The following is a 7,588-nucleotide window of genomic DNA, read 5'->3' as shown; positions in this document are numbered from 1 at the left end:
TTCGAACCCGTGCTACCGCCTTGAAAGGGCGATGTCCTAGGCCGCTAGACGATGGGGGCGGGCGACGATGACCAGGCTTGATCTACAACTTACCCAGAACGTCTACCGTTGGGACCACTGCAAGCATAGAGGTGACGGGCCGCCGGCGACAAACGGGTTCCAGATCGCTTGGGCACCTCCCTCACGTGGCCCGGCGGCCCTCAGGTGTCGGCCAGCGCCGGCAGCGGGTTCGCCCAGCGGTAGCGGGAGAGGAAGAAGGCCCGTACCCGACGTCCGCCGATGGCCAGGTTGTGTGCGATCGGGACCGGTCCGGTCGGGTACGCCACGTCGAACGACAGCGTCACGTCGTCGGCGCGCTCCACGGGTGTGTTCGGATCGTAGACCCGGAGCGTGACCGCGGTTCGTCGCTGTTCGTAGGCGTATGCCAGGAGCTGATGGCTGGACCCAAGCTGGAACGGATCGTAGGAGCGCAGCGTGATGACACCGAGCGGGGCCAGGACGCCGCGGTCGAGGTCGAGCCGAACCCGCGGCCACTCGTTCACGACCGTGATGCGCCCGGAACCGCGCAGGGTCAGCGAGGACCGGGTCGTGTCCGCATCCGGAGTGGCCATGAGCTGGTAGTAGCGCGCGACGCCACGCGGGATGTCGAAGCTGTCGAACAGCCGGCGGACGATGTAGCGGTACAGCGGTGAGTCCGGCGCAGGTGGTTCCTTCAACACCGGTGGAGTCAGCTTCGCCTCGAAAAGATCACGCGTCGTGTAGATCATGCCACCGCACAAACCGCGACTGGCGTCACCGATCGGTACCGGCCCGACACCTGGAAGATTAATCTTCAGCACGGGCTGCCTTGGAAAATCGTTGGTGAAGGGCAGCCCGTTACTGCTCGGGCGGAACCCCTCCACCGCGGCATGGGCGTCGACCATCACGGTCTCCCTTCCCACAGAAACGTGTTGCCCTGGAATGATGCCCCCCAGGCTCCCATCCGCACATCCGGGTGCGGTGGCCGGCAGATCAGGTGGCAACTACCGGTGCCCATCATGACGTATAAATGCTGATATTGCAGCACATACTGCACCTCCTGTACCTCCAGCATTTTCGGCAAGTCATGTTTGGCGGTTGCGGGATGGGAGAGCAACCAGGGCATGACCGTCCGACGCATGGGTGACACGCACGGGCAGCCATTGGCGCCAACTGCCGCTGTCACCGCCGAACAGCCGCCCGCGCGCATGACCTGGGGTGAATTCTGATGATAACAAGCCTCCCGATTGCCGCGTCGCTGGACATTCCCCTGGCCATGCCTGTGGACGTTCCACTGGACGTTCCATGTGACGTTCCACTGGACGTCCCGGGGCGGACAATCGGTACGGTCACCGGCCGGACGCCGATGGGAAGGCCGTACCCTCCCGCGAGGGTAGGTGGGGCATTCGCAGCGCTTATCGCGTCCGGACGGCTTGATCTTCCACTGCCCGCGGCGGGGGCCACCGCTGCGCGTTGGCGTGCGCTCGCCGATCTCGCCGCCTTCGACGTCACGCTGGCTCGACTCGCACAGGCCCACACCAGCGCAGCGGCGATCCTGATTGATTCGGCTGGGCCGACGCCCGAACATGATCAACGGTGGGGCCTGTGGGCGACGGAGGAGCCGATCGGTTCGCTGGTCGCCCGTCGAGGTCGTGGCGGCTGGACAGTACATGGCGTCAGGTCATCCTGCCCGGGTGCGCGCGTGCTCACCCACGCGCTGGTCGCGGCCAGAGTCATCACGGACGGCGGCGAAGAGACGCGCGAAGGCACGATCGGGCTGTTCGCCGTCCGGCTCAATGAGCGCAACGTTGCCGTGGCAACAGCGGGATCAGACGGATCAGACGGATCAGACGGATCGGCGTCCCAGGCGATGACCGGCGCGGACACCGCGACCGTCCTGTTCGACGGGGCACCCGCCATCCCGGTGGGTGAGCCTGGCTGGTCGACCGGGTCGACCGGCGGGTCCGATCCGGACGCGGCATACCTCGACCAGCCGATCTTCTGGCATACCAGAGTGGATATCGCGGCATGTTGGTTCGGCGGCGCGACAGGTGTCGCCCGAACGCTGTTCGCCGCCGGCCACACCGATCACGAAGGAGAGGCGGGTCATCTCGCCGGCCACAGTGGCCGAACCGGCCGGCGCCTCGACATCCACGCGCTGGAACACCTGGGTCGCGTGGATGCGGTCCTGATGGCGATGCGCTGCGTCCTGGAGACAGCAGCCCGCGACATGGACGCCGATCCCGATGATGTCGGTGGGTCCGCACGCAGGCGCGCGCTACGGGTGCGAGCGAACATCGAGGCAGGCGCGACCGAGGTCCTCGACCGGGTGGGGCGCGCGCTCGGCCCCGGCCCGTTGTGCGCCGATCGCGGGTACGCCCGGCGCGTCGCCGATCTCAGTGCGTATCTGCGTCAGAACCGGGTGGAACGCGACCTCACCGACCTCGCCGCCGTCGTCCTGGCGGATCTGGATCCGCTCTGGTGGTGACAGACAGGTGACCGGCCCCGCCGGAGTGGGTATGCCAGTCGGTATGAAGCACCGTCCCGAAGGCGTCCCGGCGGCCCAACTGTCGGACGAGGATCTCGTCCGCGAGGTGGACCAGCTGCACGCGACCCGCCACGATGCATTCCTGCACGGCACCAGGGATGCGTTCGACACACACACCGCGCGGATGCTGAGCCTCGAGTACGAGTATCTGCGCCGGTTCGCGGCGATCATCGGACCGGACCCGCTGCGGACGCGTGCCGGTAGCCGCCAAGCCGCCGCAGCGGGCCGCGTCAGCTCCTGAGGGCCACCACCTCGGGACCGCGGTCAGCGCATGACAGCTGTCAGCTCGTGATGTCCCGGGTTCCGAAGACAATCCGGGCAAGGATGACCATCGCCGCGCCGTAGCAGCCCTCGAGGGCCAGCCCACGTCTGATGTTCACCCAGCTCACCGGCTCGCGGAACAGGTCGATGAACCCCATCCAGTAGTGGGTCGGCAGGTACGGCTGGATGGCTGCGGCGGCCGGGAGCTGGTCGAGCACTCCCGCGGTGACCAGGACGCCGAGTGCGCCGAGCGTGGCCGCGAGCGGCGTCGAGGTGACCACCGACAGGAACAGTCCCACGCCGGCGATGCCGAGCATGGATGCGGCCACGAACAGCGCTGACAGCGCGATCCGGATGGCCGCCTCCGACAGGGAAAGGGGCGGGCCGGCGCCGGACAGCGGCTTGATGGGCGCCAACCCGAACAACCCCCAGCCGACCGCGAAGGCGGTCGTGGTCACCGCGGTCACTGCGATCACGAGATAGACGATGATCCCGACCAGTTTCGCGGCCAACAACCGGCCCCGGCCGACCGGACGGATAAGCAGGTAGCGCAGTGTGCCCGCAGCGGCCTCACCCGCGATCGCCTCACCTGCCAGCAGCAGGACCGCAACCGGTAGGAACAGCGGTAGGACGAGGGCGAGGGCTGCAATCGGGAGCCACGTTCCGTTATGTATGACCTCCGTGAGGAAGGCTGGGCTCCCTGCCCCCGACCCGACTCCGCTGACCTTCAAAAAGAGCGCGACGATCACTGGAAGCGTCGCGAGCATCAGCACCGACACCCAGGTCCGTCGCCGCATGAGCAAGATCTGGATCTCAACACGGATCATCGGTCATCCAGGACGGATTGCAGGGCACCGTCGTGATCGTTGCCGGTCAGCTCCAGGAACACATCCTCGAGTGATCGTCGTTCCACCACCAGTTCGGAGACGCGCACGCCGGCCGAGACCAGCGCGGCGTTGAGCGCCATCGGGTTCTGCGTCCGGGCGACCAGGGACTGCCCGTCGCGGCCTTCGAGCACCCGTTCGAGCAGGTGCGCCGCGAGGTCGGAGTCCGGGGTGCGCAGGGTGACCCGACCGGTCGGCCCGCACAGCGCATCAAGGGAGTCGTGGGCGACCAGTTGGCCGTCACAGATGATCGCTGTCTCGGTGCAGAGCATTTCGACCTCCGAGAGCAGGTGCGACGACAGGAAGACGGTCGTTCCCTCGGCGTTCAGCTCGAGCAGCAGGTCGCGGATCTCCCGGATGCTCTGCGGATCAAGCCCGTTCGTCGGCTCGTCCAGGATCAGCAGACGAGGCCGGCGCAACAGGGCCGCGGCGAGACCGAGGCGCTGCTTCATCCCGAGCGAGAATCTGCTGATCGGTCGGTCGTCGATGTCGCCGAGCCCGACCCTGTCCAGGGCGTCCTCGATCCGTCGTCGGCGGGAACGCCGAGCACCGCCCCGGCCGGCGGCGTCGAGCGCGGTCAGCTCGACCCGGGCGGACAGAAAGGTGTGGAACGCGGGCGCCTCGACGAGAGCGCCGATCTTGGGTAGTACCTGCCGGGAATGACGCGGCATGCTCCGGCCGAGAATCTTGACGGTGCCGGCGCTCGGACGCACCAGGCCTAGCAGCATCCGGACGGTCGTGGACTTACCCGATCCGTTCGGGCCGAGGAAACCGAACCGGTCACCGGTCGCCACCTGGAGGTCGAGGCAGTCCACCACGGTCCGGTGCCGGTAGCGTTTGGTCAGGCCGTCCGCGTGGATCGCGAACGTCATCCCGGTTCTCGCGTGATGTCGGCAGGCTCGAGCTGTCGGATGATGGCGCTTTGTCGAACGATGGTGACAGCGCCGGGCACGGGGCAACCACGCGTCGCGATCGGCGGGTCGACCGGACCAACCGCCAGCGCGTCCAGCGGACGCCGGCCCGACGCGTGGCGGCAGGATGATCGGGAGGTAGGCACTGTGCCTACCAGTAAAGCGGGGTCGTCCCATGCCATCGACAGTCGGGTCGGACGCGGCCCGCGTGTCGCGCCAGACCGACCGAGGCATGCTGGACGGAACCGCATACATGCCCTGCGGTCGCCAGGTCATTCACCTGTCGCCCGCCGCATCGCGCAGCTGTCGCATCGCGCATCTGTCTCATCCTGGCATCGTGGCAGGTCGGTTCGACAGGTACGATCAGGGTCCGCGGGCCGTTAGCTCAATAGGTAGAGCAGCAGACTTTTAATCTGCGGGTTCAGGGTTCGAGCCCCTGGCGGCCCACCCCGTCCCACCAGCGTGTATCACCCTAAGTGATGCCCTTTTCTCGATCTTGACAGCAACCGTGACAGCAACGTCCCCGGTCATGCTGCGCTTCCCTGGTCGTTCTGATCCTCTGGCCCGCTGTCGGTGTCGGTCGTTTCAGCGTCGCCGGTCGGTGCGTCGGGGTCCTCGCCGAGGAGCGAGCCGATCTTATCGGTGGCGTCGCGGGAGGCCGCGGGCATGACGTGGCTGTAGACGTTCATCGTGACGGCGATCGCGGAATGTCCAAGTAGTTCCATGACGACCCGCGCCGGCACGCCCTGGGCGAGCAGGAGCGACGCACAGGTATGACGAAGATCGTGAAGGCGGACCCTGCGGACACCAGCCTTGGCACACAGGACGTAGAAGTGGCGGTTGAGGTTCCGCGGCTCGATCGGGGTCCCGATCGTCGTGGTGAACACCAGCCCGGTTTCCTGCCAGCGCTCCCCCGCCTGGGCACGTTCGGTGTTCTGCCGCCGGCAGTGGGCGCGCAGCGCGTCCACGCAGATAGTCGGGAGCGGGATCGTCCGGCGGGACTTCGCGGTTTTCGGCGCGAACAGGACGAGCTGCCCGTCGGAACGGTGCAGCGTCTGGCGGACGGTGAGGGTACGGCCGACCAGGTCGACGTCTGCCCAGGACAGGCCGAGTGCCTCGCTGCGGCGCAGGCCGAGCGCGACGGCGACCGCGTAGAGCGGGTAGAACCGGTGTCCTTTGGCCGCCGCCAGCAGCGCCCGTGCCTCCACCGCCGTCAGGGGATTGATCTCATCCCGGCGCACCGGCCCGGGTTGCACGAGCTTCGCGACGTTACGCGAGAGCAGTTCTTCCCGGACGGCGTGTTGCAGCGCGGCGCGCAGAATCGCATGCAGGTACTGGACGGTGCGGGCGCTGAGTCCTTCTTCGCGTTTCGCGACGAGGAATGTTCGGACGTCGCCGGGCCGCAGCGTCCCGAGCCGCTTTCTCCCGAGCCCGGGAATCAGATGATTGCGGACGTTGATCGAGTAACTGTGGTAGGTCGTCGGCCGGAGGCGGTGCCGAACGACGTCGGTCAGCCAGGCTTCGAGGTACTCGCCGACGCGCCGGGTGTCTTCGGAGGCTGCCAGCCCCTTCTGCGTCTTGGAGATCAGCTCGGCGAGTTTCGCCGCAACCTCCTTGCGGGTGGCGCCGTAGGCGCTCTTGCGCACGCGCCGGCCGTCCGGTGTCAGGACGTGCACCGAGCCGACCCACCGGCCGTCCTTGCGCTGATAGATCGAGCCTTCACCGTTCCCGCGCTTGGCCATCAGGCCACCGCCTGCGGGTTGCGATCAGCGCAAGCAAAGTCAAACATGATAGAAGATCACTCCTTGCCGAAAGATGCGAAGAGGGAGGGGAAACCCCGGGGATCTGGCGTCCGACGGTCGGGACCGTTCCGGTCCTCTGGGCGCGGAAGGGCCTGCCGGGAAACCGGCCGCGTCCAGGGCGCTACGCGTCACTTCGTAATCGGCTTCGTCGACCCTGGACCCGTCCGGCCCCCCGGCAGATCAGGCGCCTACCAGAGGAACGGAAAAGAAATGGGGTAGAAGCGAAGAGCCGCGCGGGTCAGCGCATCGCCGGAATGGCCGGCGGGTGGCCGATTCCCACTGGCAGCAGCGCCGGTGAATCGGGGATCGCCCGGAAGATCAGAGTGATGTCGACGTCTCCCAGGGCTTCGGTGAACACCGCGTCCACCGGCACCGTGGCGAGCGCCGAAGTCAGGTCGAACGGGTCGGCACCCGGTCGGACGGTCACCTCATAGTCGCCGGCGTGGGACTGCCGAACGGTCACGAACCGCGGTTGGCCGGATGGGGTGCGCCACGGGCCATGGTCAGGCGGAATGATGGGCATTGGGTCGGCTCTCCTTGTGTCAGAAGGGTTCCGATCAAGGTCCCGGTGTGGTGTTCCCGCACCCGCCGGGGCCGCTTACTGATCGTTCAGCTTTGAGGGCCTGCGACGTGTCCCCGGTGGACCGCGAGCCAACAGGCCGATCAGGGCGAGTTGCCGAACACCAGCCGTTCCCCGGCCCCGCGCGAGCGTGGTCATGCTGCCGCCCCACTGTCGGACAGCCCACGGAGCCGATCGACATAGGCGACAAGCACGACCCGCGGGATCCGCCGTGCCCGCCCGATCCGGACGGATTCGATCTGACCGGCATTCAGCAGCTCGTAGACCGTCGTGCGGCTCACGCCGAGCAGCTCAGCGGCTTCCGTCGGGGTGAGAAGGAGCTTGTGCACGGTTCCTCCGGTCGTCGGGTCAGGCCGCACGGGGCATGCCGGGATTGGTTGCCGAAACCGGGTGAGGATCCCCACGAGCGGCACGGGCCGCGTCGAGTTGGGCGCGCCAACGGTGCCGATCGGCGACCGCGCGCAACAGCAGATGTTCCCGGCGGGGCGTCGCCGGATCACCCGGGCGGAGGAGCTGCCAGACCACCCGGTCGGAGTTGCCGCCTTGGCCGCCATCGCCGGTGTCCCCATTGCCGGTTTCGGTGT

At 67.5% G+C, this 7,588-nt stretch carries 8 protein-coding genes, 2 tRNA genes and 1 pseudogene (1 of these 11 cut by a window edge); 3 read left to right on the top strand and 8 right to left on the bottom strand.

From position 1 onward, the window contains the following. A tRNA-Glu gene (locus tag U9983_RS25095) sits at window positions 1-59 on the bottom strand (it extends 197 nt beyond the left edge of the window). A gap of 141 nt (window positions 60-200) precedes the next feature. Further along, entirely contained in the window at window positions 201-923 is a 723-nt protein-coding gene (locus U9983_RS25090; RefSeq protein ID WP_322756376.1) for a hypothetical protein, read from the bottom strand. 323 nt (window positions 924-1,246) lie between these two features. On the opposite strand from U9983_RS25090, the gene U9983_RS25085 reads away from it, so the two are divergent. Then, a complete protein-coding gene (locus tag U9983_RS25085; protein WP_322756375.1) occupies window positions 1,247-2,506 on the top strand; it encodes an acyl-CoA dehydrogenase in 1,260 nt (419 codons plus the stop codon). Window positions 2,507-2,549: 43 nt separating this feature from the next. Next, a complete protein-coding gene (locus U9983_RS25080; protein WP_322756379.1) occupies window positions 2,550-2,807 on the top strand; it encodes a DUF6158 family protein in 258 nt (85 codons plus the stop codon). Window positions 2,808-2,847: 40 nt separating this feature from the next. Here U9983_RS25080 and U9983_RS25075 read toward each other — a convergent pair whose 3' ends face one another. Beyond that, window positions 2,848-3,654 carry an ABC transporter permease subunit gene (locus U9983_RS25075; RefSeq protein WP_322756374.1) on the bottom strand — a complete coding sequence of 269 codons (807 nt, stop codon included), beginning with the start codon at window positions 3,652-3,654 and terminating at the stop codon, window positions 2,848-2,850. Continuing rightward, window positions 3,651-4,583, bottom strand: a complete 933-nt coding sequence (locus U9983_RS25070; protein WP_322756373.1) for an ABC transporter ATP-binding protein — start codon at window positions 4,581-4,583, stop codon at window positions 3,651-3,653. The genes U9983_RS25075 and U9983_RS25070 overlap by 4 nt, the downstream gene beginning before the upstream one ends. A 413-nt stretch (window positions 4,584-4,996) precedes the next feature. On the opposite strand from U9983_RS25070, the gene U9983_RS25065 reads away from it, so the two are divergent. After that, a tRNA-Lys gene (locus U9983_RS25065) sits at window positions 4,997-5,069 on the top strand. An 80-nt stretch (window positions 5,070-5,149) separates the two neighbouring features. On the opposite strand, the gene U9983_RS25060 is transcribed toward U9983_RS25065, so the two are convergent. From U9983_RS25060 to U9983_RS25045, 4 genes and pseudogenes are all read right to left on the bottom strand, one after another. Then, complete coding sequence (locus tag U9983_RS25060) at window positions 5,150-6,364, bottom strand: site-specific integrase (protein WP_322756372.1); 1,215 nt, start codon at window positions 6,362-6,364, stop codon at window positions 5,150-5,152. Window positions 6,365-6,662: 298 nt separating this feature from the next. After that, window positions 6,663-6,947 (bottom strand): hypothetical protein, encoded by a 285-nt coding sequence (locus U9983_RS25055; RefSeq protein ID WP_322756371.1) that lies wholly within the window; start codon window positions 6,945-6,947, stop codon window positions 6,663-6,665. A gap of 191 nt (window positions 6,948-7,138) precedes the next feature. Beyond that, entirely contained in the window at window positions 7,139-7,333 is a 195-nt protein-coding gene (locus U9983_RS25050; protein WP_322756370.1) for a helix-turn-helix domain-containing protein, read from the bottom strand. 19 nt (window positions 7,334-7,352) lie between these two features. After that, window positions 7,353-7,588 (bottom strand): annotated as a pseudogene (locus U9983_RS25045) (replication initiation protein); the annotation flags it as partial.

This window comes from Protofrankia sp. Cas3 (assembly GCF_963555955.1).
Lineage (GTDB): Bacteria > Actinomycetota > Actinomycetes > Frankiales > Frankiaceae > Protofrankia.
Note: the sequence above shows the minus strand (reverse complement) of the source record. Positions and strands in the feature narration are given on the sequence as shown.

Bases quoted from the DNA above. Each gene is read 5' to 3' on its own strand.
- U9983_RS25090 (WP_322756376.1), bottom strand. From the start codon at position 923: ATGGTCGACGCCCATGCCGCGGTGGAGGGGTTCCGCCCGAGCAGTAAC.
- U9983_RS25085 (WP_322756375.1), top strand. From the start codon at position 1,247: ATGATAACAAGCCTCCCGATTGCCGCGTCGCTGGACATTCCCCTGGCC.
- U9983_RS25080 (WP_322756379.1), top strand. From the start codon at position 2,550: ATGAAGCACCGTCCCGAAGGCGTCCCGGCGGCCCAACTGTCGGACGAG.
- U9983_RS25075 (WP_322756374.1), bottom strand. From the start codon at position 3,654: ATGATCCGTGTTGAGATCCAGATCTTGCTCATGCGGCGACGGACCTGG.
- U9983_RS25070 (WP_322756373.1), bottom strand. From the start codon at position 4,583: ATGACGTTCGCGATCCACGCGGACGGCCTGACCAAACGCTACCGGCAC.
- U9983_RS25060 (WP_322756372.1), bottom strand. From the start codon at position 6,364: ATGGCCAAGCGCGGGAACGGTGAAGGCTCGATCTATCAGCGCAAGGAC.
- U9983_RS25055 (WP_322756371.1), bottom strand. From the start codon at position 6,947: ATGCCCATCATTCCGCCTGACCATGGCCCGTGGCGCACCCCATCCGGC.